Origin of the sequence: Mycobacterium sp. B14F4 (assembly GCF_039871645.1) — a bacterium.
GTDB lineage: Bacteria > Actinomycetota > Actinomycetes > Mycobacteriales > Mycobacteriaceae > Mycobacterium.
Window position 1 is genome coordinate 46,180 of sequence record NZ_JBDPMF010000002.1, and the last position, 26,036, is coordinate 72,215.

The following is a 26,036-nucleotide window of genomic DNA, read 5'->3' on the forward strand; positions in this document are numbered from 1 at the left end:
CATGTCTGGCGAGCTGGCTTTGGCCCTGGCGGCGGTGCTGATCGCCGCCGCGGTGGCGGCTGCCGTCATCGCGGTGCGCACCCGCCGCGTGGTGGCCACACCGACCGAACGCGCCGTGCACGCCGCACTGCACACCGCCTCGCTGGCGGCCAGGGCGCTGCGCCAGGGCCTCGACACCGAATCGGCGAAGACCGCCGCGCCGTTCCTGCGGGGGCTGACCGGCACCGAGGGCGTGGCGATCTTCGACGCGGACGGCCGCATGCTCGCCCTCGATCCGCCCGACGGTTGGTCCGACGACGTCCTGACAGCCTGCGGCGGGGCCGCCGAACAGTCGATCTCCGGCGAGCGTCGCGTGCTCACCCACGCCCGCACCTCGGCGGTGGTCGCTCAGCCGCTGCTCGCCGAGGGCAGCGATGTGCTCGGGGTGCTCGTCGTGGTGACGGCCCGCTCCCCCGCGCCCGGACTGCTCGGCGCCGTCGGTGAGGTGGCCCGCTACGCGGCCAGCCAGATCGAACTCGCCGAACTCGACGCCTCACGCGCCCGACTCGACCGCGCCGAGGTGCTGGCCCTGCGGGCCCAGATCAGCCCGCACTTCATCTACAACGCGCTCAGCACCATCGCCTCGTTCGTGCGCACCGACCCCGACCGAGCGCGCGAGCTGATCCTCGAGTTCGCCGACTTCACCCGCTACTCGTTTCGCACCGCGGGCCAGTACACGACGCTGGCCGACGAACTGCGCAACATCGACCGCTATCTCACGCTCGAACGCGCCCGCTTCGGCGACGCCCTGAAGGTCACCCTTCAGGTAGCGCCGGAGGTGCTCAACGTCGTCGTGCCGTTCCTGGCCCTGCAGCCGCTCGTCGAGAACGCGGTCCGCCACGGGCTCGCCGGCCGGGGCGGCGGCGAGATCGAGATCATCGCCCGCGACGAAGGCTCCGACTGCGTGATCACGGTCGAGGACGACGGTGTCGGAATGGATCCCGAGATGCTGCGCGCCGGGCCAGGTGACGCGCTGGCCGCCGGCTCACCCGCCGGCGACGGCCATTCGGCGCATGTGGGGCTGACCAATGTGGACCATCGGCTGCGCGCGGCGTTCGGCAACGACTACGGTCTGGTCGTTGAGACCGCGATCGGCGCGGGTACGCGAGTTCTCATGCGCGTCCCCAAGTTCCGGTCGGGCGTGCGGGCCAGCGGAGGGATCGGGTGAGAGTCCAATGAAGACGGGCCTGACCGTGCTCGCCGTCGACGACGAGGCGCCCGCTCTCGACGAACTGGCCTATCTCCTCGAGCGGCACGCGGACATCGGCGAGGTTTACCGTTGCAGCGACGCCACTTCGGCGTTGCGCGAACTGAACCGCAAGCCGTTCGACGCGATCTTCCTGGACATCAACATGCCGGGCCTGTCCGGAATCGAACTGGCCGGTGTGCTCGCCAACTTCTCGCACCGGCCCGCCGTGGTGTTCGTGACCGCACACGACGACAAGGCCGTCGCCGCCTTCGACGTCGGCGCGCTCGACTACCTGCTCAAGCCCATCCGCCAGGACCGGCTGGACGAGGCGGTGCGCCGCGTGCTGGCCGCCCGCGGCGGCGAACCCGCACCGGAGGAACCCGGTGCCGCTGTCGCTCCTCGCGAGCGCGGTGACGACGTGATCCCCGCCGAGCTCGGCGGCGTCACCCATCTGGTGCCCCGCGACAGCATCGGCTGGGTGGAGGCCGAAGGCGACTATGCGCGCCTGCATTCCGCGTCCGGCTCGCACCTGGTGCGCATCCCGCTGAGCACGCTCGAAAGCCGATGGCGCGACAAGGGTTTCCAGCGCGTACACCGCAGCTACCTGGTCGCGCTGCGGATGGTCACCGGATTGCGCAGCAGCGACGGCGCGGTGCTGGTACGCCTACGCGCCAACGGCAACTCGCCCGCCGTCGAACTGCCGGTGAGCCGGCGCCAGGCCCGGGAGTTGCGGGACCGCGTCGTACGCGACCCGATGCGCCAGCTGAGGCCGGATGACTAGCGACGAACGGCCGCAACGCCAGCGCGTCGTCCTCGGCCAGCGGCGCGGCGCCCGGATGGTGCGTACCCGCGTCGAGGTGCAGGAGCAGACCCTGGTCGGCGACGCCCTGGTGCGCGGCCTGGTGCGGGCGCAACTGGGGCTGGCGCTGCGGCTCGCCGCCGTGGTGGTCTGCGCGGTGGCGGCAATTCCGTTGCTGAATGCGGCTTTTCCCGACCTGGCCGCCCTCACCGTCGCGGGGATGCGGCTGAACTGGCTGGTCCTCGGCGCCCTGGTCTACCCGCTGCTCTACGGGGTCGGGCGGCTGTACGTCCGCCTCGCCGAACAGGGTGAGCGTGACTTCGTCGGCGTCGTAGACAGCGAGCCATGACCGGCTCCGCGCTGACGGCCGCCGCCTTGATCGCGGCGGCGGTGGCCACCGTCGCCATCGGCGCATACGGGGTCCGGTTGTCGCGCACCACATCCGACTTCCTCGTCGCGTCCCGCAGCGTCGGGCCGCAGTGGAACGCCGCCGCCATCTCCGGTGAATACCTCTCGGCGGCATCGTTTCTGGGTGTCGCCGGGCTGATCGCCAAGTACGGCGCCGACGCGCTGTGGTATCCGGTCGGGTTCACCGCGGGTTACCTCGGCCTGCTGCTGTTCGTCGCGGCGCCGCTGCGGCGCTCCGGCGCCTACACGGTTCCCGACTTCGCGGAGTTCCGCCTCGGTTCGGCGCGACTGCGCAAGGTCGCGATGCTCGTCGTCGTCGTCATCTGCGTCTTCTATCTGGTACCGCAGTACCAAGGCGCCGGGCTGGCGCTGAAAACCCTTCTCGGCGTTCCGGTGTGGATCGGCCCGCTGGTGGTGGGCGCGATCGTCGTCACCAATGTCGTCGCGGGCGGGATGCGCTCGATCACCTTCGTCCAGGCGTTCCAGTACTGGCTGAAGCTGACCGCGATCGCGATACCGGCACTTGCCCTGCTCGCATTGTTCTTCGCCGACCGCGGCGAACTCGGCGGGCCGCTGCCGCCGACGGTCGGCCAGCCCACCACCGTGGCGATCGAGACCGACGTCGTCGTGCAGGTGGACCGGCCGGCGGGCCTCACCGTGACCGGCACGCTCGACGGCGATTCCGTTCAGGCACAGCCGATGCCATCGGCGGGAGAACACACCCTCGGTGCGGGATCGACGCTGTCGCTAGCGGCCGGGGCCGCCACTCCGGTGGTGGCCGGCGCCCCCAGTACGGGCACCGACTGGATCGCCTCCGGCGGAGGGCTGGGCGGCGGGCATCCGCTCTATCAGGTGCTGTCGATCATCGTCGCGACGTTCCTGGGCACCATGGGCCTGCCGCACGTGCTGGTGCGGTTCTACACCAACCCCGACGGCCGCGCCGCCCGCCGCACGGCGCTGGCGGTCATCGCGCTGCTGTCGCTGTTCTACCTGTTCCCGACGCTGCTCGGGGTGTTCTCCCGGCTGTACGTGCCGCGGCTGCTGATCACCGGCAACGCCGACGCCGCCGTGCTGCTGGCCCCGGGGTCGGCGGTCGGCGGGCTGGCCGGCCAGCTGCTCGGCGCGCTGGTGGCCGCGGGCGCGATCGCCGCCTTCCTCGCGACGTCGTCGGGTCTGCTCGTCAGTATCGCGGGCGCACTGTCCACCGACGTGCTGCGCGGCCGCGTGCGCGACTTCCGGATCGCCGCACTCGTGGGCGGGCTGATCCCGATCCCGCTGTCGCTGGCCACCTCGGGCGGGCTGGAGTTGTCGCGCAGCGTCGGGCTGGCGTTCGCCGTCGCCGCATCGACGCTGTGCCCGCTGTTGGTCCTCGGTATCTGGTGGCGCGGGCTGACCGCCCTCGGCGCCGGCTGCGGCCTGGTGGTCGGCGGGTTGCTGTCGGGCAGCGCGGTGACCCTGGCGGTGACGGGAGCCATCGACGAGGACGCGCTCGGCGGCTGGCCCGCGGTCATGATCGGCTATCCCGCCGCCGTCAGCGTGCCGGTCGCGTTCGCGACGATGATCCTGGCCAGCCGGATGACCCGCACGTCCGCGCCCGCCGACGTGGCGCAGATCTTCGCGCGCATGCATGTTCCGGAACGACTCGGCATGGGCGTCGAGCGCGTTCCCAGGGGTTGAGGCCGACACCGCTCATCGCCGTTGATCGACCGCTCACCGCAGAGCCCTCCGGCTTCACCGTGTCACCCGCCGCAGCACTGGGTATGTGAGCCACATCTCATCTAGTTTCTGCAGTTGAGCAGGTTCACAGTCAAGGTCGCTAGGAGTTCCGCAATGCCCCAGACAGACTTGCCGCACCGAGAGATCGGCGGCGATGAATACGTGGCCATGCTGGCCACCCCCGAGTTCGGAGAACTGCGGAGCAGGCTGCGGCGCTTCGTCTTTCCGATGAGCGCGGCATTCCTGATCTGGTATGCCACCTACGTGGTGCTCGCCTCCTTCGCGAGCGGCTTCATGGCGACTCCGGTCTGGGGCAACATCAACGTCGGTCTGCTGATCGGCCTCGGTCAGTTCCTCACCACGTTCCTGATCACCGGGCTCTACATCCGCTTCGCGAACAAGGAGATCGACCCCCGTGCCGAGGCGATCCGCGCCGAGCTGGAGGACAGGGCATGACCATCCTGGCCGCCGAAGCCGTCGGTAACCCCACCGCCAACATTGCGATCTTCGCGGTGTTCGTCCTCGTCACGCTCTACGTCGTGATCAAGGCGAGCAAGAAGAACGCGACCGCCACCGAGTTCTTCACTGCGGGAAGAGCTTTCACCGGAACCCAGAACGGCATCGCGATCTCCGGCGACTACCTGTCGGCCGCCAGCTTCCTGGGCATCGCCGGCGCCATCGCGGTCTACGGCTACGACGGCTTCCTCTACTCGATCGGGTTCCTGGTCGCCTGGTTGGTGGCGCTGCTGCTGGTCGCCGAATTGCTGCGCAACACCGGCAAATTCACGATGGCCGACGTGCTGAGCTTCCGCCTCAAGCAGCGACCGGTCCGGCTGGCCGCGGCCACCAACACCCTCGCGGTGTCGCTGTTCTACCTGTTGGCCCAGATGGCAGGCGCCGGCGTCCTGGTCGCGTTGCTGCTCAACATCGAAAGCGACCTCGGACAGTCGATCGTCATCGCGGTCGTCGGCGTGCTGATGATCGTCTACGTGCTGGTCGGCGGCATGAAGGGCACCACGTGGGTGCAGATCATCAAGGCGGTGCTGCTGATCGGTGGCGCCGGCATCATGACAGTGCTGGTGCTGGCGAAGTTCGGCTTCAACTTCTCGGAGATGCTGGGGGCGGCGCAGTCGATGATCAGCGGCAGCGCCGACCCGAAGGTCGCCGCCCGCGACGTCTTGGCGCCGGGCGCGCAGTACGGCGTCTCGCTGACCACGCAGATCAACTTCATCTCGCTGGCGCTGGCCCTGGTGCTCGGCACCGCGGGCCTGCCGCACGTTCTGATGCGCTTCTACACGGTGCCTACGGCCAAGGAAGCCCGCCGGTCGGTGGTGTGGGCGATCGCGCTGATCGGTGCGTTTTACCTGTTCACCCTCGCGCTCGGCTACGGCGCGGCGGCGCTGGTCGGACCCGACCGCATCCTGGACGCCCCGGGCGGAGTGAACTCGGCAGCACCGCTGCTGGCCTTCGAACTCGGCGGTGTGGTGCTGCTCGGCGTGATCTCGGCGGTGGCGTTCGCGACCATCCTGGCCGTGGTGGCCGGGCTGACCATCACCGCGTCGGCCTCGTTCGCTCACGACATCTACGCCAGCGTGATGAAGGGGCACACCGTCACCGAGGACGAACAGGTACGCGTCTCGCGCATCACGGCCGTGGTGCTGGGCGTGTTCGCGATCGCCCTCGGCATCCTGGCCCGCGAGCAGAACGTGGCGTTCCTGGTCGCGCTGGCGTTCGCGGTGGCCGCCTCGGCGAACCTGCCGACAATCCTGTACTCCCTGTACTGGCGACGGTTCAACACCCGCGGGGCGCTGTGGAGCATGTACGGCGGACTCATCTCCACGATCGTGCTGATCGTGTTCTCGCCTGCGGTGTCGGGCTCCGAGACCGCGATGATCAAGAACGTCGACTTCGCGTGGTTCCCGCTGGCCAATCCGGGAATCGTGTCGATCCCGCTGGCCTTCGCGCTCGGCATCATCGGCACGCTGACCTCGCCGGGCGACCGCGGTGAAGTCGAACGCAATGCCGAGATGGAGGTGCGGTCGCTCACCGGTGTCGGCGCCGAGAAGGCGATCGCCCACTAGTACGTCGGGGGACGTCGGGGATTAGGGGACCCGCCGAGGTGGTTATCAACAAGCGTGCTTGATGCCCCCTCGGCGGGTTCCCGTGTGACCGCCCGACTCGCGTTCGGCCTGCTGGCCTACGCGTTCGCCGCCATCATGCTCGGCACCACGATGCCGACGCCGATGTACGCGATCTACGGCCAGCAGATGCACTTCTCGGTACTGACCACCACAGTCGTCTACGCCGCCTATGCCGGCGGCGTGCTGTTCGCGCTGCTGGCGTTCGGCAGGTGGTCCGATGCCATCGGCCGGCGCCCGCTGCTGCTGGGTGGGGTGGCCGCCGCGCTGCTCAGTGCCAGCGTGTTCCTGGTTGCCGACTCGGTGCCGCTGCTGCTCGTCGGGCGCGTGCTCAGCGGGCTGTCGGCGGGCGTCTTCACCGGCACCGCCACCGCCGCGGTGATCGAGGCGGCACCGCAGCGCTGGCGCGACCGGGCCGCCGCGGTCGCGACCATCGCCAACATCGGCGGCCTTGGCGCCGGTCCGGTGGTGGCCGGCCTGCTCGTGCAGTACGCCCCGCACCCGCTGCAGCTGAGCTTCATCGTGCACATCGTGCTGGCAGCGGTGGCCGGTGTGGCGGTGCTGCTGGCGCCGGAGACGTCGCCGCGTGCCGGGCGGATCAGCGTGCAGCGGCTGTCGGTGCCCGCCGAGGTGCGCTCGGTGTTCATCGTCGCTTCCCTCGCCGGGTTCGCCGGGTTCGCGGTGACGGGGTTGTTCGCCGCGGTGGCGCCGTCGTTCGTGGTCGACGTGGTCGGCATCGGCAACAACGCGCTCGCCGGGGCGATCGCCGGCTCGATCTTCCTCGCATCGGCCCTCACGCAGGTCGCCACCAACCGGATGGCACCGCAGCGGGCCGTCGCGATCGGCTGCGCAATCCTGGTGGCCGGCATGGTGATCCTCGCTGTGGCCCTGCAACTTTCGTCGTTGACGGGACTGATCGCATCCGCCGTCGTCTCCGGCATCGGCCAAGGTATGAGTTTCAGCCGGGGGCTGGCGGCCATCTCCGAGCGCACCCCGGCCGACCGCCGCGCCGAGGTCACGTCGACGTACTTCGTCATCGGCTATGTGGCGATCTCGCTACCCGTGATCGGGGAAGGGCTCGTCGCCCGGGAATGGGGATTGCGCACAGCAGGGGTGAGTTTCGCGGTGGCCGTCGCGATCCTCGCGCTGGCGTGCCTGATCGCAATCGTGGCGCGGGAACGCCGGTCGCCAGCTACAGTCGGTAGGACGAGTTCTGCGTAAGGTGGTGCAGCGCATGAGTTTCGGTAAACCGCGTGCAGCGTTGGCCGCTGCCCTGTTCGCTACTGTTGCAGCCTGTTCGGCGGACCCGCAGGCCGAAGTGGCCGGATCGGTATGGGTCGCCGACGAAGGCGGTGACTCCCTTACAGTCGTCGATGCGGGCACCAACACCGTGACGGCGACCCTGACCGGTCTGCCCGGTCCGCACAACGTACAGGTCAGCGGCGACGGCGCCACGGTGTATGCATCCAGCAGCAGCACCGACACCGTGGTCGCCATCGATGCCGCGACCTACCGCGTCGCGGCGAGGGCCTCGACGGGGCCGGAGCCGGCGCATGTGATCGAGGCCCCCAACGGCAAGGTCTATGTGGCCAACTCCGGGGACGGCACCGTGTCGGTCTATCAGGGCCCGCAGCTGCAACCAGTGGGCCGAATCGACGTGGGCGGGATGCCGCACGGACTGCGCGCTGCCGCAGACGGTTCGGTGATCGTGGTGGCCGACCACATGGCCGGAGCGATGGATCTGATCGATCCTCACACCGACCGGATGGTGGGCGCCGTGCCGGTGGGCGAAGGGCCGGCGCAGGTCGCGGTGACCGCCGACGGCCGCTACGCCTATACCGGCACGACCCGACCGCCCGCGGTGGTGAAGGTCGACCTCGATGCGCGCACGGTGGTCGGCAGCGTCTCCGTGTCGGCGTCGCCCGTGCAGCTTTACCTGACTCCCGATGGGGCGACGGTGGTTTCGGCCGATCAAGGCACCCGCGAAACCCCGGGGCGTGCGGCGTCGCTGATAGACGCCGCCACGATGACCGTACGCGCCACCGTACCGACGGGCGCCGGGCCGCACGGCGTGGTGATCGACGACGCCGGCACGCGGGCCTGGGTCACCGACAGCTACGACGACTCAATATCCGTCATCGACCTGGCCGGCCAAGCCGTCGTGGCCACCGTCGCGGTCGGCGACGACCCCAATGGGATCAGTTATTCGACCCGGCCACCCGCGGCCGGCGACGCAACCATTGCGCTCGACGTCCCGGCGCCCTCGGTCGAGCGGACCGAGCCGGCACCATCGCACCCCGGGCATGGCTGACCCACACGGGGCCGGCCCGGGCTACTGTCCGGGCGCCATGCCTGTCGGCCCCATAGCCCCGGGCCCCATGGAACCGGCACCCATGCCTCCCGGCCCCATGGATCCGGCACCCATGCCTCCGGGCATGCCCGCGTGCATGGGCAGTCCGCACCTGGTGCTCAGATCCTGAACCGGCTGGTGAATGTTCCGGAAGGTGGCCGCCACGTCGGGATGGGTGTCGGTAAAGGCCTTGATCGCGTCGTGCCGCTCCTGCGGCGTGGCCAGCCCCCTGGCATCCACGAACACCTGCTGAACGTCGGGGCGCGTGTCCAGATAGTCGGCCATCTGCATCATCGCGGCGGCGTGGGCACGCATCATCGCCGCCGGAGAACACGGATCCGGTGGCGGCTGGGCGGCCGCGGCCCCCGCTGCCGCCAGCGACATCACTGTCGCGACGCCTGCGGCGGCCATGAAGCGTGGAACCCGTCCGCCCGCACGTCGTTGTGCCATTGTCATCACTCCTCCTCATCACTGCTACTGCTCGACGCCCATGGCTTTCCTGTGCACCGATGGTTCAAACGTCTTATGCAGCAAGCCTGTCGGTAGGCCCGCTCAGCCGGGTTCGGCCGGATGCCCGGCGCGAATCCACCCTTTGGTCCCCTCGGCGACCGATACGGCGCTGCGGCCGGACTCCTCGAGGATCTCCGCCCCGCGCTTGCTACGGTTCCCGGAAGCGCAGATGACATAGACGGTCGTGTCCGCAGGCACCTCGGCCACACGAGCGGGCAGATCGCCGAGCGGTATCCATTGCGCGCCCGGCACGTGCGCCTCTGCGAACTCGTGATCCTCGCGCACGTCGAGCACCGGCGCACCGGATTCCCAGGCGCGCGCCAGGGTGGTGATGTCGACTTCCTTGACTGCCGTCATGGCGACTCCTCGTAATCACCCGAAGCCTACCACGCATACCCATAGGGGTATAGGAACCCAACGCAGTGGTACACGGCGAGATCGTTTCTCCGACTATCCGCTCTTGCGGCGGAACTCCCGACGATTCTCGACCGGTCCGTGCGCCTTCGGCTGCTTGGCGCCGCCGTCCGTGTGGGCCGAGCCGCCGGCCGCCTTGGCGTTCTTGCGCTCCAGCGCTTCCCGGAACCTGCGCTTGGTGTCGTCTTCCGGTGCATCTGCCGAATTTCGGGCTGCGCCCTCAGGTGCCATGACGGGAGCCTACCGCTTCCCGGGAGGCATGCCGTAGACATGCGAAATCGGCAGCGTCATCACCACGCGCCGGTCGTCGACCATGGCCCGCCGGTAATCGTCCCAGTCGGGGTGCTCACCGGCGATGTTGCGATACAACGCAATCAACGCCTCGACGGTGTCGTCGCTCGGCGAAGCGGCCGGCGGGGTGAGTACCGCATCGCCTTCGGCGACCGCATAGGACCAGCCGTCGTCGGAGCTGACGTGAACCGACGCGCGCGGGTCGCGCCGGAGATTGCGCGTCTTGGCCCGCGGTTCGGTGATCGAGACCTGAATGGTCAACGCGCGCGGGTCGAAGTAGTAGGAGACGTTGGACAGCTGCGGTCTACCATCGCGCTTGATGGTGGCCAGGACGCCCAGCGAGTTACCGCCGATCAGCGCCAACAGCTTGTCGTCGAACACGTGACGTCCCATACGGCGAGCCTACGTCTCTACCATCGACATGTGACCAGTCCTGCCCTTCGAATCGACGGCAATGTTCTCGACGGCGTCTCGGCCACGACGCTGTGGACGCTGCACAACCGAGCCAGCGAGGCCAAGCGGTCCGACGGGGTGATCCGCGACCCGTGGGCCGTCACGCTGTTCGACACGATCGACTACGACTACCGCAAGTTCGGCAAGCCGAACCAGTCGCACGGCCTGCGCGCCGTGGCGTTCGACAGCGCCGCCCACGAGTACCTGCGCGCCCACCCGAGGGCGTCGGTGGTGGCGCTGGCAGAAGGACTGCAAACCAGTTTCTGGCGCCTGCAACGGCGCGGTGTCACCGACGAAATCACCTGGTATTCCGTCGATCTCGCGCCCGTGATGGCGCTGCGCGAGAAGCTGCTGCCCCACGACGACCGCATCGTCGCGCTGGCCCAGTCCGCGTTGGACCGCAGCTGGATGGACCGCGTCGACCCGTCGGACGGCGTGTTCATCACCGCCGAGGGACTGCTGATGTACCTCGATCCCGACGACGCGCTGGACCTGATCCACGACTGCGCCAATCGGTTTCCCGGCGGACAGATGATGTTCGACAGCGTCCCGCACTGGCTCAGCAGGCGCACGGTCAACGGCAAGCTCAAGCTCTCCGACCGCTACGTCACCCCGCCCATGCCATTCTCGCTCAGCGCCGACGAGGCAGTTGCGCTGGCGGGCCGGATCCCCGGCGTGCGGGCCGCCCACGACGTGGCCCACCTGCCCGGTCGCGGGTTGTTCAAGGTGCTCGCGTGGCCACCGCTGGACCGGGTCGGTTTGCACCGCCGCGGCCGGCCCAGCATGACGCTGCTGGAGTTCGGCTGATGACCCGCTATGCGGCGTTCCTGCGCGGCGTCAACGTCGGGGGTGTCAACCTCAAGATGGCCGAGGTCGCCAAGGCACTCGAGAGTGCCGGATTCACCTCTGTCCGCACGGTTCTCGCGAGCGGCAACGTCCTACTGGACAGCCGCGCCGGTGTCGACGCCGTTCGCAGGAAGGCCGAGCAGGCGCTGCGCGACGCGTTCGGATACGAGGCCTGGGTGCTGGCCTACCCGATCGACGCGGTGGCGGCGATCTCGGCGGCCTATCCGTTCGAGCGCGAGGTCGAGGGTCACCACTCCTACGTCACCTTCGTGACCGACGAGGCCGTGCTCGACGAACTCGCCGCCCTCGCCGCCGAGGCGAAACCGCAGGAGAAGATCGCGCGCGGCGAGGGCGTCGTCTACTGGCAGGTGCCCCGAACCGGCACGCTGGACTCCACCATCGGCAAGACGATGGGCAAGAAGCGCTACAAGTCCTCGACCACCACCCGAAACCTGCGCACGCTGGACAAAGTCCTGCGCTAGGTAGATTCGGTGACGTGAGTTCCACACCGACCGCTAAAGCCGACGGCACCGTGCTGACCGGCGTCTCCGAGACCGCGCTGATGACCCTGAAGGTGCGGGCCAACGAGGCCCGCCGACCGGACGCCATCATCGACGACCCGATGGCGATCCAACTGGCCGACTCCATCGAGTTCGACTACGCCAAGTTCGGGTTCACCCGCCGCCAGGACATGGCGGTGCGCGCGCTCGCCTTCGACCGGGAAGCCCGCCGCTACCTCGGCGACCACCCGCAGGCCACCGTGGTGGCGCTCGCCGAAGGCCTGCAGACCAGCTTCTACCGACTCGACGAAGCGTCGGTGGGCCACGAGTTCCATTGGCTGACAGTCGATCTCCCACCGATGATCGATCTGCGCCGCAAACTGCTGCCCGCCTCGGACCGGGTGACACTGCTGGCGCAGTCGGCGCTGGACTTCAGCTGGATGGACCGCGTCGACACCGAGCACGGGGTGTTCATCACCGCCGAGGGTCTGCTGATGTATCTGCAGCCGCACGAGGCACTGGGCCTGATCGCCGAATGCGCCGGGCGCTTCCCCGGCGGCCGGATGATGTTCGACCTGCCTCCGGCCTGGTTCGCCAGGGGAATCACCCGTGGTTTGCTGCGGCCGTCGCTGGGCTACCGGGTGCCGCCGATGCCGTTCAGCATGACGCCGTCCGAACTGGCCAACCTGCGCAACGACGTGCCCGGCATCCGCGCGGTCCACGACATCCCGCTGCCGCCCGGCCGCGGGCGGGTCTTCAACGCGGTGACGTGGGCCGTTCAGCGGCTACCGCTGTTCGATCCCGTGCGGCCGGTGCTGACGCTACTGGAGTTCGGCTGACCTAACCGAATCGTCGAACTCCTCAACGCGGCTCGTACCTCACCGCTAGATCGTCGTTCGACTAACCGAACGCCGTCTCGACGTAGCGCAGCGCGTCGGTCTTGTCGACGCCCAGCGCCTTGGCCGCCGAGACGAAGGCGTGCGCGGCCGAGGCCATCGCGGCGTCGGCGGGGTCGGCGCGGGCGACGAACGTGCCGAACCGGCCGCGCGTTTCAAGGATGCCCGCCGCCTCCAGTTCGCGATAGGCGCGCGCGACGGTGTTCACGGCCAGCCCGAGCTGTCCGGCCAGTTCGCGCACCGTCGGCAATCGGGTGCCCGGCGTCAGCCTGCCGTCGCGCACACCGGCGATGATCTGCGTTCTGAGCTGGTCGAACAGGGCCCCCGAAGCGTGCTGGTCGATGCGTACCCAATCCCCCAAATCGGCCACGTGCCTAGTATCGCCCACAGCGGCTAGTTTGGTCATGTGCAGGTAACAGTCGTCAGCGGCGCAGGCATCTCGGCCGAAAGCGGGGTGCCGACGTTCCGAGATGCCGAGACCGGGCTGTGGGCGAAGGTAGACCCCTACGAGATCTCCAGCTCGCAGGGGTGGCGGGCAAACCCGGACAAGGTGTGGGCGTGGTACCTGTGGCGCCACTACATGATGGGCTCGGTGCAGCCGAACAACGGCCATCTCGCCGTCGCGGCGTGGCAGGACTACGCCGAGGTGCACGTCGTCACCCAGAACGTCGACAATCTGCACGAGCGGGCCGGCAGCCGCAACGTCTACCACCTGCACGGCAGCTTGTTCGAATTCCGTTGCGATCACTGTCATTCCGCCTATGCCGGGGAGCTGCCCCCCATGCCGGAGCCGGTCGAGACAGTCGATCCGCCGCGGTGCCAGTGCGGCGGCATGATCCGGCCAAATGTCGTGTGGTTCGGCGAGGCACTGCCCGAGGATGCCTGGCAGCGCTCGGTCGAGGCGGTCACCAGGGCCGACGTCGTGATCGTCGTCGGCACCTCGTCGATCGTCTATCCCGCGGCGGGACTGCCCGAGTTGGCGTTGGCCAACGGCACCGTCGTCATCGAGGTCAATCCGGAGCCCACGCCTCTCTCCGACGCCGCGACCGTGTCACTGCGCGAGACGGCCGCCGGCGCGCTGCCGAACCTGCTGCAGCGGCTACCCGCCCTCCTCGACTAACCGTTCTTCGCCGACGTGAATTGCCGCTCGAATTTCCGGCGCGGTAATTCACGTTCAGCGCACCGCGCGGCCGATCGCGAATTCCGCCACCGGCACCGGCACCCACGACGGCATCGTCCACTCGCGGCGCGCACCGGCCACCCGGAACCCCGCGCCGACGATGGCCTCCTCGGTGTGGCGGTGCGTGTGACAGTTGCCGAGCAGCCGCGGCCACACCGTCGCGTCGGCGAACTTCTGCATGCGGGCTCGCGCCCCGCTGCCCGCGATGTGCTCGAGGTAACGCAGCTCGCCACCCGGACGCAACATCGAATGCAGTTGCCGCAGAACAGCATCGGGCTGTTCGACCGAGCACAGCACCAGCGAGCACACCACGGCGTCGAACGGTTCGCTGGCGGTGAAGCGTTCCACCTGGTCGGTGCTGACGGTGACGGGCACCCGAGCGGCGGCAGCGGCCTGCTGTGCGCGGTCGGCGAGCCGTCGTTCGGGCTCGACGGCGACCACTTCGGTCACCGTGTCGGGGTAGAACTCGAAGTTGGTCCCGGTGCCCGCACCGACTTCGAGCACCCGCCCGGTCAGGCCGGCCAGGTTCTCGCGCCGTAGCCGCTTCAGCGCCTCGGGTTCGTGGCCGGACATCACCGTCCACAACCGGGCGAAGAACGGGTTATCGACCTCGTTGCTCATCCAACAGTCCCTTCAGCCTCGCGACGGCATCCTGGGGGCTGATCGCCGGATCGATCGAGCCCGAGACGATCTGCCCGGTCACCACGGCCCGCAGCATCCGGTCTGCGAACTCCTCGGCGTCCCCCCAGGGTAGATAGGGCCGGGAGATCAGCATCGCGGCGATCCCATGGGCCGCGGTCCACAGCTCCAGCGCCGTCGCGGTCGAGTCACCCGGCGCGAAGACACCCTCGGCCATCAACTGCTCCACCGAGTTCCGCAGGTGCACGAAGGCCGAATTGTTGAGCATCATGTCAACATCGCTTCCCGGCCGGCCCTCCCCCATCGTCGCGATGCGGTACAGCTCAGGGGTTTTCAACGCGAATCGGACATACGCCAGTCCCTGCGCACGCAACACCTCGATCGCCGACCCGGCGTCGGCCGACACCGCCTGCATCTCCTCGTCGAGCTTCTCGAAGTACCGGGCGCACACCGCGTCCAGCAGCGCGTCCTTGTCGGCGAAGTGCAGATAGATCGACGGCGGCGTCACCCCGACCTGCTGCGCGACCGACCGGATCGACACGTCCTTGGCGTGCCCGGTCTTCAACAGCAGGTCGGTGGTCGCGTCGAGGATCTCCTCGCGCAGTTGCTCGCCCGATCCGCGTGGCGCCCGGCGCCGCTTCGAAGGCTCCGCTGTCACGCTGGTCCGTCCGCCACGGACGCCGTCGCTCGTTCGCGTCGGTCCGGTGCGGGCTCCTCACCGTCCCCGGATTCGCTGATCCCGATCCGCTCGTGCAACCGGGCCAGCGGTTTCGGCGCCCACCAGTTCCAGCGGCCGAGCAGATGCATGAACGCGGGCACCAACGCCATGCGCACCAGCGTCGCATCGACGAGGATCGCCAGCGTCAGCCCCACCCCGAACATCCGCATGAAGGCGACCTGTGCGGCGATCAGCGCGGCGAACGAGATCGACATCAGCAGTGCCGCCGCGGTGACGACGCGGCCGGTCTTGGCCAGGCCGAGCGCCACGCTCTCGTCGTTGTCCGCCCGGGTCTTGCCGGACTTCAGCCAGTACTCGCGGATGCGCGAGATCAGGAACACCTCGTAGTCCATCGACAGCCCGAACGCGATGCAGAACAACAGCACCGGCATGTTGGCCACCAGCGTCCCGGTCGGGGTGGTGCCCATCGCCGAGAGGTGGCCCTCCTGGAATATCCACACCAGCGCGCCGAAGGCGGCGGTCAGCGACAGCACGTTGAGCACAAGCGCTTTCAGCGGTAGCACGACGCTGCCGGTGAGCAGGAACAACAACACCATCGTGATCGCTGCGATCACCCCGAGCACCATCGGCAGCCGCGAAGTGATCGCCGACGAACTGTCTCTGTTGATCTGCGCGACGCCGGTCAGCTGCACCGGTACCCCGGCGGGGCTGGGCACCGCACGCAGCGCGTCGAGTTGAGCCTCGGAGGCGTCGCTGAACAACGGTGCGGTGCTGGCCACCGTCAGGAACGCGCTGCCGTCGGCGAAACCGGTCGCGGCCGACGGTGGACCGGCGGGCTCGCCGCCGACGAACGAGCCGCCCGGCGCCGACGCCGACGACACGTCGGCGACCCGGGACAAGTCGGCGGCGTAGCGGCTCAGGTCGGCGGGTGTGACGCCACCCGTGTCCGGTATGACGACGGTGACGTTGCGCGCGGAGTCCACGGCGAAGTTGGTGCGCAGGTCGTCGCCGACCTGGCGCGCCGACGCCGACTCGGGCAGCACCCGGTCGTCGGGGAAGCCCCACTTGGCGCCGAGGAACGGCGCGCCGAGAACGAGCAGCAGCGCCACAATGGCCAATCCAATCGGAATTGCTCGTCGCTCAACGTATTTCGTGGTCCGGTACCAGAACGACTGCTGCACCGGCCTACGCACCGGCTCCGGCCTGCCCAGTACCTTGCGGGCGAAGCGGCGCACGTCCAGCGAATCCAGACGGTCGCCCAGCAGGACGATCGCCGCGGGTGCCACCACGATGGCCGCGACCGCCGCGAACGTCACTACCGCCACACCGGCATAGGCAAACGACTGCAGGAAGTACATCGGGAAGAGCACCATCGCCACCATCGACAGCGCGACCGTGAGCGCCGAGAACAGCACGGTCCGCCCGGCCGTCGCCATGGTGCGCACCAAGGCGCGCTCGCGGTCCGCGCCGTCGGCGAGTTCGTCGCGGTAGCGGCTGATGATCAACAGCGTGTAGTCGATCGCCAACGCCAACCCCATCGCCACCGACAGGTTCAGCGCGAAGATCGACACGTCGGTGAAGAAGGTGATCGCGCGCAGCACCGCCATCGAGCCGAGGATGGCGAAACCGCCCACCGCCAGCGGCAGCGCCGCGGCCAACAACCCGCCGAACACCCACACGAGCACCACGAAGCTCAGTGGGATCGCGATGGCCTCCATCATCAGCAGGTCTTTCTCGCTCTGCCCGTTGATCTGGACGTAGGTCATCGCCTCACCGCCCGCGCGCACGGTGACTCCGTCGCGGTCGTGCACGAGCCGCGCCGTCAGCTCCTTGGCGTGGTCCTGCGCCCCGCTCTCCCCCCCGGTGATGCCGGCGACGATCAGCCCGGTCTTGCCGTCCTGACTGATCAGCGCCGGCGCCGCGGTGGGCGGCGCCGTCCATGCCGAGGTGACGTCGGCGACGTACGGCGCCGCTTGCAGTTGGGCGGCGATGTCGCTGCCGACCGCCCGCGCCGCGGCGCTCCGCGCGCTGTCCTCGGAGCGCACGCTGATCAGCAGCTCCATGTCGCCCTGGCCGAACTTGTCGACCAGCAGCTTGGTGGCCTGCGCCGACTCCGACGTCGGGTCCTGGAAGCCGCCCGCGGACAGATGCTTGGCGACGGGGACCCCGAAGACCCCGCACGCCACCATCACCAGCAGCGCGATGGCGACGATACGGCGAGGCGCCGCGAGGGCCAGGTATGCGATTCGCTGCAGCACGCTGCATCCTTCCGCCGGACCGTTGAGGTATCGCCGATAACTTATCAGCGATAAGTTATGGCGGTCAACACCCTGCCCATGACACGGCGGGGGGACCCGGATTCGTTCACCGACTTGATGCGTCGATGAGTTTCACCTCGTCTGGTAGTCGTATCTGTCATGACGACGACGGACGTGACGGTGTCTCCAGTAACCACCCGCACCACCACCGATATCGGACTGCTCATCCTGCGTATCGGTGTGGGCGCGACGATGCTGCAGGCCGGCCTGATCAAGGCCTTCGACTTCAACACCACCGCCGCCTTCATGGAGCAGGGCGGCTGGCGGTTGCCCAAGTTCGCGGCGTTCATGGTCACCGCCGCCGAGACGCTGGGCGGCATCGGCCTGCTGCTCGGGGTGCTCACACCGCTGGCGGCATGCGCGGTGATCGCCGCGATGATCGACGCCTGGGCGGTCAACGTCTCGGCGGGGGCGTTCTGGTCAGAGCCGTTCAACGTCCCGTTCATGGTCGCCATCGGCGCCACCGCGCTGCTCTTCGCGGGCGCGGGAAGTTACTCCGTGGACGCCCGGGTGCTGGGCCGGATCAACTGGCAGAGTCGCTTACTCACCGGGCTGTTGGTCCTGGCGATCGCGGCGGCGATCCTGACCTGGGTCGCACTCAACGGCAGCAACCCGATCCACATCACGGTTTAGACCAGCTGATCACCTACTGGCCGGTGGCCCGCCAACCTACTTGGCAGTAAGAATTGCCACCAATTTCCGAATCGTGACTCAAAGATTCCTTAATGGTGATCCCTACTGTCGAGTACATGTGGATCGACGACACCAGTGCCGATGTCATCAAGGTTGACTTCGACGCGCTCTACCACGGCGATGTCCTGGTAGAGGGCGACACCTCCGAGCAACTCGACGACGAGCACACGCTGCCAACCGCGGTCTGACCGAACGCGCGCCGAGGGGCCGCGCGTTCGACCGCGACTGTTTGCCCGCAACCGGGCACCCGTCGATGCCCCCGTTAGCTGCTAGGCCACGTTCTCCTCTTCATCCGCGGTGATCATCCCGTTGAGCCGCCCGGTGATGATCTCCTCGGCCTCGTCGACCATCCGCGACACCAGTTCGCCACAGGTCGGGATGTCGTTGATCAGGCCCATGGCCGTTCCGACGCTCCAGATCCCGGCGTCGAGATCGCCGACCTCGTAGACCTTCACCCCGCGCTTGCCCGCGACGAGGTCCTTGACGTCGGAGAACTGGCCACCCTTGTTGAGGATCTCCACCACGTCACGCGACACCGCGTTGCTCGCGACGCGGGCGGTGTTGCGCAGCGGGCGGAAGATCAGCTCGGTGTCGAGTTCGCTGCCCGCGACGATCGCTTCCTTGACGTTCTGGTGGATGGCCGACTCCACCGTGCACATGAAGCGGCTGCCCATGTTGATGCCGTCGGCGCCCAGCGCCAGCGCCGCGACCAGGCCGCGCGCGTCGGCGAAGCCGCCCGAGGCGATCATCGGGATGTCGACCTTTGCCGCCGCGGCCGGGATCAGCACCAGGCCCGGGATGTCGTCCTCGCCGGGGTGACCGGCGCACTCGAACCCGTCGATGCTGATGCCGTCGACCCCGAGGCTCTGGGCCTTAACCGCGTGCCGCACCGAGGTGCACTTGTGCAGCACCTTGATGCCGTTCTCGTGGAACATCGGCAGGTGCGGCGCCGGGTTGGAGCCCGCGGTCTCGACGATCTTGATCCCGGAGTCCACGATCACCTGGCGGTACTCGTCATACGGCGGCGGGTTGATGGTCGGCAGGATCGTCAGGTTGACGCCGAACGGCTTGTCGGTCAGATCGCGGCACTTCGCGATCTCCCTGGCCAGGTCGGCCGGCGTCGGCTGGGTCAGCGCGGTGATGAAACCCAGCGCACCCGCATTGGCAACGGCCGCAACGAGTTCGGCACGGCCGACCCACTGCATGCCGCCCTGCACGATCGGGTGCTCGATCCCGAACGTCTCGGTGAACTTCGTCGTCAGAGTCATCGGTTTTCCTTGCTCTTCGCGCAAGCGCTCATCGCGGGGCCATCCTGATCGCGCCGTCCAGACGGATGACCTCACCGTTGAGCATCGGGTTCTCGACGATGTGCACCGCCAGGGCGCCGTACTCGTCGGGATCGCCCAGCCGCGCGGGATGGGGCACCTGCTTGCCCAGCGAGGCCTGCGCCTCCTCGGGCAGCGAACCCAGCAGCGGGGTCTTGAACAGGCCCGGCGCGATGGTCACCACGCGGATGAACTCGCGGCTCAGGTCGCGCGCGATCGGCAGCGTCATGCCGACCACACCGCCCTTGGACGCCGAGTAAGCGGCCTGACCGATCTGGCCCTCGAACGCCGCGACCGACGCGGTGTTGATGATGACGCCGCGCTCCCCGTTGATGGGCTCGGTCTTGGCGATCCGCTCGGCGCTCAGCCGCAGCACATTGAACGTGCCGATCAAGTTCACCTCGACGACCTTGCGGAACCCGTCGAGCGGGAACGGGCCGTCCTTGGAGAGCGTCTTGATCGCGTTGCCGACGCCGGCGCAGTTGACGTTGATGCGCAGCGGGCCCATCTTCTCGGCCGCGTCCAGCGCCGCGCTGACGGCGTCGGGGTCGGTCACGTTGGCCTCGACGAACTGCGCGCGATCGCCGAGCTCGGCGACGGCGTCGGCACCCTTGAGGTCGATGACGACCACCGATGCGCCCCTGTCGAGCAGCCGCTTGGTGGTCGCCAGGCCGAGGCCCGACGCACCACCCGTGACGACGGCTACGGCGTCCTTGATCTCCACTTGAAGGTGTTCCTTTCTCTAGGCCCAGTCTCGTAAGACGGCTTCGGTGTCGGCCCCGGCTTGACCGGGCGGTGTCGGCGTGGGCGGCTGGCTGCGGGAGAACCGCGGCGCGGGCATGGGCTGCAGGTAGTCGCCGTCGCGATAGAACGTGTCGCGCTCGGTGATGTGCGGCTCGGATTCGACCTCGCCGAAGGACAGCACGGGCGTCACGCACGCGTCGCTGGTCTCGAAGACCTTGGCCCAGTGGTCGCGGTCCTTGGCCGCGATGACCTCCGACAGCCGGGCGCGCAGTTCCGGCCACCGGCTCATGTCGTTCTGGTCGGGCAGGTCCGCGCCCTCGAGGCCCAGTCCCTTGAGGAACTCGGCGTAGAACTGCGGCTCGATGCAACCCACCGCGATGTGGCGGCCGTCGGCGCAGGTGTAGGTGTCGTAGTAGGGCGCGCCGCCGTCGAGCATGTTGACCCCGCGCTCGTCGGACCACAAACCGTCCTGCCGGAAGCCCCAGATCATCTGGGCCAGCACGCTGGCACCGTCGACCATCGCCGCGTCGATGACCTGGCCCTTGCCCGACGTCTGCCGTTCCCACAACGCCGACAGGATGCCGACGAGCAGGAACATCGACCCGCCACCGAAGTCGCCGGTCAGGTTCAGCGGCGGCACTGGCCGCTCACCGGCCCGGCCGATCGAATGCAGCACGCCGTTGAGCGAGATGTAGTTGATGTCGTGGCCGGCCTGCAGCCGCCGCGGGCCGGCCTGCCCCCATCCAGTCATCCGCCCGTAGATCAGCCGCGGGTTGACCTTCGCGCAGTCCTCCGGACCGAGACCCAGACGCTCGGTCACGCCGGGGCGCAGGCCCTCGATCAGCACGTCGGCCTTCGCGACCAACCGCAGCACCAGTTCGCGGCCATCGTCGGACTTGAGGTCGGCCGTCACCGAACGCCGGTTGCGCAAGGTGGCCTCGCGCTTGGTGGTGGGGATGCCGCCGAGCTTGCCGGGGCGTTCGACGCGGACGACGTCGGCGCCGAGGTCGCCAAGGATCATTGCGCCGTGCGGGCCGGGCCCGATGCTGGCGAGTTCGATGACTCGCAGTCCCTGAAGTGGTCCCGCCATGGTCGTTCCGCCCTTCGTCCGACTGTCGCTGTCGATCGCCGACATAGCTTACTTGTATAACCAAGTGGGGCCGCTCTAGGGTGCGATCATGACTTCACTCGATTCGGGAGCACCCACCTACACCGACATCGACGCCTTGTCGGTCGACCTCGCCGACGGTGTGCTCTCGGTGACGATGAACCGGCCCGACAGCCTCAACTCGCTGACGTCCTCGATGCTCGCCGCCATCGCCGACACGCTGACCGAGGCGGCCTCCGATCCCCGGGTCAAGGTGGTGCGGCTCGGCGGCGCGGGCCGCGGCTTCTCCTCCGGGGCGGGCATCAGCGAGGAGGACCACGCCAACCCGGGTGCGAACGGAACACCGGCCGACGTGCTCGACGCCGCCAACCGCGCCGTGCGCGCGATCGTCAACGTGCCGCAGCCGGTCGTCGCCGTCGTGCACGGACCCGCCGCGGGCGTCGGGGTGTCGCTGGCGTTGGCCTCCGATGTCGTATTGGCCTCGGACAAGGCGTTTTTCATGTTGGCGTTCACGAAGATCGGGCTCATGCCCGACGGCGGGGCGTCGGCCCTGATCGCCGCGGCGGTCGGGCGGATCCGGGCGACGCGGATGGCGTTGCTGGCCGAGCGCATTCCGGCCGACCAAGCCTACGAGTGGGGCCTGGTGACGGCGGTCTACCCGGCCGACGAGTTCGACGCCGAGGTCGACAAGGTGATCGTCACGCTGAAATCCGGGCCCGCCGTCGCGCTGCGGAAGACCAAGCACGCCATCAACGCCGCCACGCTCACCGAGTTCGAAGGTGCACTCGGGCGCGAAACCCAGGGCCAGCTCGAGTTGCTCGTCGCCGACGACTTCCGCGAGGGCACCAAGGCCTTTCAACAGCGCAGGCCCGCCAAGTTCACCGACAGCTAGTTTTCTTCCGGCGCGAGCGCACATCGTTGTACGGTTTCAGGCTTCAAAACCGTACAAGGGCGTGCGCTCGGCGCCGGGGAAATTCGGTGGACTGCGCCGCATCGGTTCGGCGACCATCGATGGGTGAGTACGCAATTCGAGACCGCGCCGGTGCACGACACCGGCGGCTGGCGCGTACTCGCACCCTTCCGGATCCGTGAGTACCGCCTGCTGATCGCGGCGGTGTCGCTGTCGATCTTCGCCGAGGGCATGTGGGCGGTCGTGATGGCCATGCAGGTCATCGAGCTGTCCAACGATCCCGCGTCGCTGTCACTGGTGGCCGCCTGCCTGGGCGCCGGCCTGGTGGCGTTCGTATTGGTCGGTGGCATCGCCGCCGACCGGATCGATCAGCGAACGATCATCATCGCCGTCGAGGCCGTCAACATCGCCGCCGTCTCTGTGATCGCGGTGCTGGGAATGCTTGACGCGCTGCATATCTGGCATATGGCGGTGGCCGCCGCGGCGCTCGGTATCGCCGCGGCGTTCTTCTTCCCCGCGTACAGCGCGATCCTGCCGCGGATTCTGCCCCCCGAACAACTGCTGGCCGCCAACGGCGTCGAAGGCGTCGTGCGACCGGTATTCCAGCGCGCCGTCGGACCGGCCGTGGCCGGCGTGCTGATCGGCGCGACCTTTCCCGCGCTCGGCGCGGTGACTGTGGCCGCGCTGTTCGCCGTCGGCCTGGTGCTGCTCATCGCGACCAGGCCCACGAGAAACACTGTGCCGCAACCGGACCGGGAGCGTCGGCAGGTGCTGTGGGATCTGCGCGACGGCTGCGTGTTCGTGCTCGACACCCCGTGGTTGTTGTGGACGCTGTTGTTCGCCAGCATGTTCGTTCTGGTGGTGCTGGGCCCGATCGAGGTGCTGCTGCCGTTCATCGCCAACGACCGCTTCGCCGAGGGCGCCCGGATGTACGGGTTCATCCTGGCGTTCTTCGGTGTCGGCAGCGCGCTCGGCGCACTGGCGGTGTCGTCGGGCCGGCTACCGCGCCGCTACCTGACGGTGATGATGGCGATGTGGGGCCTGGGGGCGGTCCCTCTGATCGTGTTCGGCTTCACGTCGTCCTTCGCGGTGATGGCGGTGGCGACTTTCGTCATCGGTGTGACAGACGGTGCAGGCATGGTCATCTGGGGCACACTGCTGCAGCGGCGGGTTCCGACGGCGATGCTGGGCCGGGTGTCGAGCCTGGACTTCTTCGTGTCGCTGGCGTTCATGCCGGTGTCGTTCGCGATCGTGGGGCCGCTGTCGAAAGTCGTTTCGATGCAGACGATTTTCCTCGTCGCGGGCATCGCCCCGGTGCTACTGGCCGCGGTCGCGATGTGGGCGGCCGGGATGCGCCGCGACGAGATCACCAACCCGCTGCGTTAGACGCCGAAGATCGGCGGCAGTGCGAGCACCATCACCAGGCCCCAGAAGAAGTGGGTGAGCATCGGTGCGAGCACGCCGCCGGTCACCCGGCGCTCGAACGCGCAGACGGTGCCGAGGATGATCGCCGCGAACCCCAGCATCGGGTTCGCGGTGGTGGCCGCGGTCGCGAACACGTAGAAGACGGTGGAGATCAGCATCGGCCGCATCGTGCCCAGCGCGGTGTACAGCGCGCCGCGGAAGAACATCTCCTCGGCCAGGCCGTTGATCACCGTGATGAACGCGACCAGCGCCAGCGGTCCGTAGTCGGCGTATTCCAGTACCCGCGTGATGTATTCGCGCACCCCGGGTATCTCGCGGGCGATCAGCCCACCCACGATGAAGACCGCGCCCAACAGGAGGCCGACCGCGGCACCCGTGATGACCGGGCGTTGGTTGCGGCCGCGGACGCGGATGCACCCGAGATGCAAGGGCCCGGACAGGAATGCGCCGGCGGCCCACACGCCGGCCAGCGCGAGGGTCAGCCAGTAGAACGACGAGTCGCCAGGCGGCCGCGTCAGCGAATAGCCCAGCAGCGCAGCGCCGATGACAAGGACCACCGCGACGATGATGCGCCGGCGTCGGACGAGGCTCGGTGGCTCGTGATGGGGAACGGGGCACGCGCCGACGATGTCCTTGGCCTCGGCCAGCCAACCAGGGCGCATCCTGGCCGATTGCGTCATGCCGGGCTCACCCCTTCGGCACCAGATGGATCAGCGTGTCCAATCCGGTCCGCACAGCGCCGGCGACGGGTCCCGGCACCGCACCGATGAGCCCGAGCGCGGGCCGGGCGATCGCCGGGGTGACCGCGCCAGCCACCTGCTGGATGCGCTGCGTGTCGCCGCCCGCCCACTCCGGGTCGGTGTCGGCGAGGTGGTGGGGGTCGGCCAGCCTGTCGACGGGCCCGCGCCGCCTGCTGGCCAGTGCCAGGGTGATCGCGTCCTCGACGCCGATCAGCCCGCCCGGCGGATCGGGTACGAGATCGCGCAATCCGGCGCCCGAGGCCACCATCGGATGGTCAAGGGACTGAACCAGATCCGACGCGAGCCCGCCCGGCACCGGCAGCACGACCCCGGTCACCAGCGACACCAGCCCGGTGTCGACGCCGTTGACCGGCAGCTCGGCGCGCCACTGGCCCGAGATGCGCGCGTAGGTCCGCAGCAGGTCGCCGTAGGACGTCGTCTGCGGCCCGGCGATGTCATAGGCACCGGCGGGGACGCGGTCACCGTCGGCGGCGGCGACGAGGTAATGCAGCACGTCGCGGATCGAGATCGGGTCGATCGGGTTCGTCGACCACGACGGCATGGGAATGACGAGAAATCGGTCGCTGACGTAGCGCAGCATCTCGAACGACGTCGACCCGGCACCGATGATGATCGCGGCTCCGAGCCACACCACGTCGGGCCCGTCATCCACGCTGAGCGCGTGGGCGACCTCCGCGCGGCTGGTCAAGTGCTCGGAGAGATCGTCGCCGTCGGGCACGAAGCCACCGAGGTAGACGATGCGCCGGACACCGGCCTCCTTCGCGGCGTTCGCCACGGTGGCCGCCGCCCGGTTGTCCGCCTCGCGGAAGTCCGGTTCGCCGATGCCGTGCACCAGGTAGTAGACGACGTCGACGGGGCCGGCTTCGGCGAATGCGGCGCGCACCGAGGCTTCGTCGTGGGCATCCAGCGCGACGCCGCTGACGCGGTTGTGCCAGCCGAAGCGGGACAGTTTCGCGGCGTCTCGGGTCGCGGCGACGACGTCATGGCCCTCGTTGAGCAGGGCCGTGACGAGTCGCGAACCGACATACCCGGTGGCGCCGGTGACCAGGGTTCGCACGTTCTTCACGGTACGGCTGTACCCAATCGGCCCGCGTTGACCACCAATCGTGATCTGATACGCAGGATTCCGTCAGCTGCTCGCGTCGCGGTGCAGTTCGATGAGCCGCTGGTAGACCTGCGCGTTGTGCTTGTTTGCGGCCACCTCGGTGTCGCTGAGCTCACGGCGGATCCTGCCCGGCACCCCGGCGACCAGTGATCGCGGCGGCACGACGAAGCCCTGAGGCACCACGGCTCCCGCGGCGACCAGCGACCCCTGCCCGATCGTCGCGCCGTTGAGGATCACCGCACCCATGCCGATCAGGACGCCGTCCTCGACGGTGCAGCCGTGCAGGACCGCGTTGTGCCCGACGCTGACCTCGGCGCCGATGCAGATCGGGAACTCGGGGTCGACGTGGATGGTGACGCCGTCCTGGATGTTGGTGCCGAAGCCGATCTCGATGGGCTCGGCCTCGGCGCGCAGGGTGGCGGCGTACCAGACGCTGACCCGAGCGGCGAGTGTCACCCGGCCGATCACGCTCGCGTTCGGCGCGACCCACGCTTCGGCATGCAGTTGCGGGGCGCGGCCGCGGATGGACAGGATCAGCGGTTCAGGCATGCGCGACATCGTATTCACCTGCTGTTCTCCGACCGGTCGCCCGGGCGAGTA

30 protein-coding genes are annotated in these 26,036 nt (G+C 68.7%); 16 read left to right on the forward strand and 14 right to left on the reverse strand.

Going from position 1 to position 26,036, the window contains the following annotated elements:
- Nucleotide 1: 1 nt before the first annotated feature.
- The 8 genes from ABGB19_RS05305 (at nucleotide 2) to ABGB19_RS05340 (ending at nucleotide 8,600) form a co-directional block, all read left to right on the forward strand.
- Nucleotides 2-1,207 carry a histidine kinase gene (locus ABGB19_RS05305; RefSeq protein WP_347684851.1) on the forward strand — a complete coding sequence of 402 codons (1,206 nt, stop codon included), beginning with the start codon at nucleotides 2-4 and terminating at the stop codon, nucleotides 1,205-1,207.
- Between the two features lie 7 nt (nucleotides 1,208-1,214).
- Entirely contained in the window at nucleotides 1,215-2,009 is a 795-nt protein-coding gene (locus ABGB19_RS05310) for a LytTR family DNA-binding domain-containing protein (protein ID WP_347684852.1), read from the forward strand.
- Nucleotides 2,002-2,376, forward strand: a complete 375-nt coding sequence (locus ABGB19_RS05315) for a hypothetical protein (RefSeq protein WP_347684853.1) — start codon at nucleotides 2,002-2,004, stop codon at nucleotides 2,374-2,376. The genes ABGB19_RS05310 and ABGB19_RS05315 overlap by 8 nt, the downstream gene beginning before the upstream one ends.
- Nucleotides 2,373-4,112, forward strand: coding sequence for a cation acetate symporter (locus ABGB19_RS05320; RefSeq protein ID WP_347684854.1), 1,740 nt, complete (start codon nucleotides 2,373-2,375; stop codon nucleotides 4,110-4,112). The genes ABGB19_RS05315 and ABGB19_RS05320 overlap by 4 nt, the downstream gene beginning before the upstream one ends.
- Nucleotides 4,113-4,265: 153 nt before the next feature.
- A complete protein-coding gene (locus ABGB19_RS05325) occupies nucleotides 4,266-4,607 on the forward strand; it encodes a DUF485 domain-containing protein (protein ID WP_347684855.1) in 342 nt (113 codons plus the stop codon).
- On the forward strand, nucleotides 4,604-6,232 hold the full coding sequence (locus tag ABGB19_RS05330) for a cation acetate symporter (protein WP_347684856.1): 1,629 nt from the start codon (nucleotides 4,604-4,606) through the stop codon (nucleotides 6,230-6,232). Before ABGB19_RS05325 ends, ABGB19_RS05330 begins: the two co-directional genes overlap by 4 nt.
- 84 nt (nucleotides 6,233-6,316) lie before the next feature.
- Nucleotides 6,317-7,510, forward strand: a complete 1,194-nt coding sequence (locus ABGB19_RS05335) for an MFS transporter (RefSeq protein WP_347684857.1) — start codon at nucleotides 6,317-6,319, stop codon at nucleotides 7,508-7,510.
- A 13-nt stretch (nucleotides 7,511-7,523) separates the two neighbouring features.
- Nucleotides 7,524-8,600, forward strand: coding sequence for a cytochrome D1 domain-containing protein (locus ABGB19_RS05340; RefSeq protein WP_347684858.1), 1,077 nt, complete (start codon nucleotides 7,524-7,526; stop codon nucleotides 8,598-8,600).
- A 21-nt stretch (nucleotides 8,601-8,621) separates the two neighbouring features.
- Here the strand turns inward: ABGB19_RS05340 and ABGB19_RS05345 are convergent, their stop codons facing one another.
- The 4 genes from ABGB19_RS05345 to ABGB19_RS05360 all read right to left on the reverse strand — a co-directional run bounded on the left by ABGB19_RS05345 (nucleotide 8,622) and on the right by ABGB19_RS05360 (nucleotide 10,247).
- On the reverse strand, nucleotides 8,622-9,089 hold the full coding sequence (locus ABGB19_RS05345; protein WP_347684859.1) for a hemophore-related protein: 468 nt from the start codon (nucleotides 9,087-9,089) through the stop codon (nucleotides 8,622-8,624).
- A 102-nt stretch (nucleotides 9,090-9,191) separates the two neighbouring features.
- Nucleotides 9,192-9,506, reverse strand: coding sequence for a rhodanese-like domain-containing protein (locus ABGB19_RS05350; protein WP_347684860.1), 315 nt, complete (start codon nucleotides 9,504-9,506; stop codon nucleotides 9,192-9,194).
- Between the two features lie 93 nt (nucleotides 9,507-9,599).
- Nucleotides 9,600-9,794 (reverse strand): DUF5302 domain-containing protein, encoded by a 195-nt coding sequence (locus tag ABGB19_RS05355; protein ID WP_347684861.1) that lies wholly within the window; start codon nucleotides 9,792-9,794, stop codon nucleotides 9,600-9,602.
- Between the two features lie 9 nt (nucleotides 9,795-9,803).
- Nucleotides 9,804-10,247 (reverse strand): PPOX class F420-dependent oxidoreductase, encoded by a 444-nt coding sequence (locus ABGB19_RS05360; protein WP_347684862.1) that lies wholly within the window; start codon nucleotides 10,245-10,247, stop codon nucleotides 9,804-9,806.
- A 30-nt stretch (nucleotides 10,248-10,277) separates the two neighbouring features.
- Between ABGB19_RS05360 and ABGB19_RS05365 the strand changes: the two genes are divergently transcribed.
- The 3 genes from ABGB19_RS05365 to ABGB19_RS05375 are packed head-to-tail and all read left to right on the forward strand — an operon-like array spanning nucleotide 10,278 to nucleotide 12,492.
- The gene (locus ABGB19_RS05365; RefSeq protein WP_347684863.1) at nucleotides 10,278-11,114 is read left to right on the forward strand and encodes a class I SAM-dependent methyltransferase; all 837 of its coding nucleotides are present in this window, start codon (nucleotides 10,278-10,280) and stop codon (nucleotides 11,112-11,114) included.
- Nucleotides 11,114-11,635: a DUF1697 domain-containing protein gene (locus ABGB19_RS05370; RefSeq protein WP_347684864.1), complete on the forward strand. Its 522-nt coding sequence runs from the start codon at nucleotides 11,114-11,116 to the stop codon at nucleotides 11,633-11,635. The genes ABGB19_RS05365 and ABGB19_RS05370 overlap by 1 nt, the downstream gene beginning before the upstream one ends.
- A gap of 14 nt (nucleotides 11,636-11,649) precedes the next feature.
- On the forward strand, nucleotides 11,650-12,492 hold the full coding sequence (locus tag ABGB19_RS05375; RefSeq protein ID WP_347684865.1) for a class I SAM-dependent methyltransferase: 843 nt from the start codon (nucleotides 11,650-11,652) through the stop codon (nucleotides 12,490-12,492).
- A 61-nt stretch (nucleotides 12,493-12,553) separates the two neighbouring features.
- On the opposite strand, the gene ABGB19_RS05380 is transcribed toward ABGB19_RS05375, so the two are convergent.
- Nucleotides 12,554-12,919, reverse strand: coding sequence for a GntR family transcriptional regulator (locus ABGB19_RS05380; protein WP_347684866.1), 366 nt, complete (start codon nucleotides 12,917-12,919; stop codon nucleotides 12,554-12,556).
- Between the two features lie 36 nt (nucleotides 12,920-12,955).
- Here ABGB19_RS05380 and ABGB19_RS05385 point away from each other — a divergent pair, with 36 nt between their 5' ends.
- The gene (locus ABGB19_RS05385) at nucleotides 12,956-13,669 is read left to right on the forward strand and encodes an NAD-dependent deacylase (protein WP_347684867.1); all 714 of its coding nucleotides are present in this window, start codon (nucleotides 12,956-12,958) and stop codon (nucleotides 13,667-13,669) included.
- Between the two features lie 54 nt (nucleotides 13,670-13,723).
- On the opposite strand, the gene ABGB19_RS05390 is transcribed toward ABGB19_RS05385, so the two are convergent.
- The 3 genes from ABGB19_RS05390 to ABGB19_RS05400 are packed head-to-tail and all read right to left on the reverse strand — an operon-like array spanning nucleotide 13,724 to nucleotide 17,305.
- Nucleotides 13,724-14,350, reverse strand: coding sequence for a class I SAM-dependent methyltransferase (locus tag ABGB19_RS05390; protein WP_347684868.1), 627 nt, complete (start codon nucleotides 14,348-14,350; stop codon nucleotides 13,724-13,726).
- On the reverse strand, nucleotides 14,331-15,026 hold the full coding sequence (locus ABGB19_RS05395) for a TetR/AcrR family transcriptional regulator (protein ID WP_347684869.1): 696 nt from the start codon (nucleotides 15,024-15,026) through the stop codon (nucleotides 14,331-14,333). The genes ABGB19_RS05390 and ABGB19_RS05395 overlap by 20 nt, the downstream gene beginning before the upstream one ends.
- Nucleotides 15,023-17,305 carry an MMPL family transporter gene (locus ABGB19_RS05400; protein WP_347684870.1) on the reverse strand — a complete coding sequence of 761 codons (2,283 nt, stop codon included), beginning with the start codon at nucleotides 17,303-17,305 and terminating at the stop codon, nucleotides 15,023-15,025. Before ABGB19_RS05400 ends, ABGB19_RS05395 begins: the two co-directional genes overlap by 4 nt.
- 159 nt (nucleotides 17,306-17,464) lie before the next feature.
- Here ABGB19_RS05400 and ABGB19_RS05405 point away from each other — a divergent pair, with 159 nt between their 5' ends.
- Together ABGB19_RS05405 and ABGB19_RS05410 are read left to right on the forward strand one after the other, a co-directional pair.
- On the forward strand, nucleotides 17,465-17,998 hold the full coding sequence (locus tag ABGB19_RS05405) for a DoxX family protein (protein WP_347684871.1): 534 nt from the start codon (nucleotides 17,465-17,467) through the stop codon (nucleotides 17,996-17,998).
- A gap of 92 nt (nucleotides 17,999-18,090) precedes the next feature.
- Nucleotides 18,091-18,246, forward strand: coding sequence for a hypothetical protein (locus ABGB19_RS05410; protein ID WP_347685684.1), 156 nt, complete (start codon nucleotides 18,091-18,093; stop codon nucleotides 18,244-18,246).
- A gap of 81 nt (nucleotides 18,247-18,327) precedes the next feature.
- Here the strand turns inward: ABGB19_RS05410 and ABGB19_RS05415 are convergent, their stop codons facing one another.
- Genes ABGB19_RS05415 through ABGB19_RS05425 form a run of 3 tightly spaced genes read right to left on the reverse strand, consistent with a single transcriptional unit; the run spans nucleotide 18,328 to nucleotide 21,217 of the window.
- Nucleotides 18,328-19,326 carry a nitronate monooxygenase family protein gene (locus ABGB19_RS05415; protein ID WP_347684872.1) on the reverse strand — a complete coding sequence of 333 codons (999 nt, stop codon included), beginning with the start codon at nucleotides 19,324-19,326 and terminating at the stop codon, nucleotides 18,328-18,330.
- A gap of 28 nt (nucleotides 19,327-19,354) precedes the next feature.
- Nucleotides 19,355-20,107, reverse strand: coding sequence for a 3-hydroxyacyl-CoA dehydrogenase (locus tag ABGB19_RS05420; RefSeq protein WP_347684873.1), 753 nt, complete (start codon nucleotides 20,105-20,107; stop codon nucleotides 19,355-19,357).
- Nucleotides 20,108-20,125: 18 nt separating this feature from the next.
- Entirely contained in the window at nucleotides 20,126-21,217 is a 1,092-nt protein-coding gene (locus ABGB19_RS05425; RefSeq protein WP_347684874.1) for a CaiB/BaiF CoA-transferase family protein, read from the reverse strand.
- A gap of 88 nt (nucleotides 21,218-21,305) precedes the next feature.
- On the opposite strand from ABGB19_RS05425, the gene ABGB19_RS05430 reads away from it, so the two are divergent.
- Nucleotides 21,306-22,127, forward strand: coding sequence for an enoyl-CoA hydratase (locus ABGB19_RS05430; protein WP_347684875.1), 822 nt, complete (start codon nucleotides 21,306-21,308; stop codon nucleotides 22,125-22,127).
- 150 nt (nucleotides 22,128-22,277) lie between these two features.
- Nucleotides 22,278-23,531, forward strand: a complete 1,254-nt coding sequence (gene tet(V), locus ABGB19_RS05435; protein WP_347685629.1) for a tetracycline efflux MFS transporter Tet(V) — start codon at nucleotides 22,278-22,280, stop codon at nucleotides 23,529-23,531.
- Here tet(V) and ABGB19_RS05440 read toward each other — a convergent pair.
- The 3 genes from ABGB19_RS05440 to ABGB19_RS05450 form a co-directional block, all read right to left on the reverse strand.
- Nucleotides 23,528-24,232 (reverse strand): type II CAAX endopeptidase family protein, encoded by a 705-nt coding sequence (locus tag ABGB19_RS05440; RefSeq protein ID WP_347685630.1) that lies wholly within the window; start codon nucleotides 24,230-24,232, stop codon nucleotides 23,528-23,530. The two genes, tet(V) and ABGB19_RS05440, sit on opposite strands and share 4 nt — an antisense overlap.
- 25 nt (nucleotides 24,233-24,257) lie before the next feature.
- Nucleotides 24,258-25,397 (reverse strand): NAD(P)H-binding protein, encoded by a 1,140-nt coding sequence (locus tag ABGB19_RS05445; RefSeq protein ID WP_347684876.1) that lies wholly within the window; start codon nucleotides 25,395-25,397, stop codon nucleotides 24,258-24,260.
- Nucleotides 25,398-25,460: 63 nt separating this feature from the next.
- On the reverse strand, nucleotides 25,461-25,994 hold the full coding sequence (locus ABGB19_RS05450; protein WP_347684877.1) for a gamma carbonic anhydrase family protein: 534 nt from the start codon (nucleotides 25,992-25,994) through the stop codon (nucleotides 25,461-25,463).
- Nucleotides 25,995-26,036 lie beyond the last annotated feature (42 nt).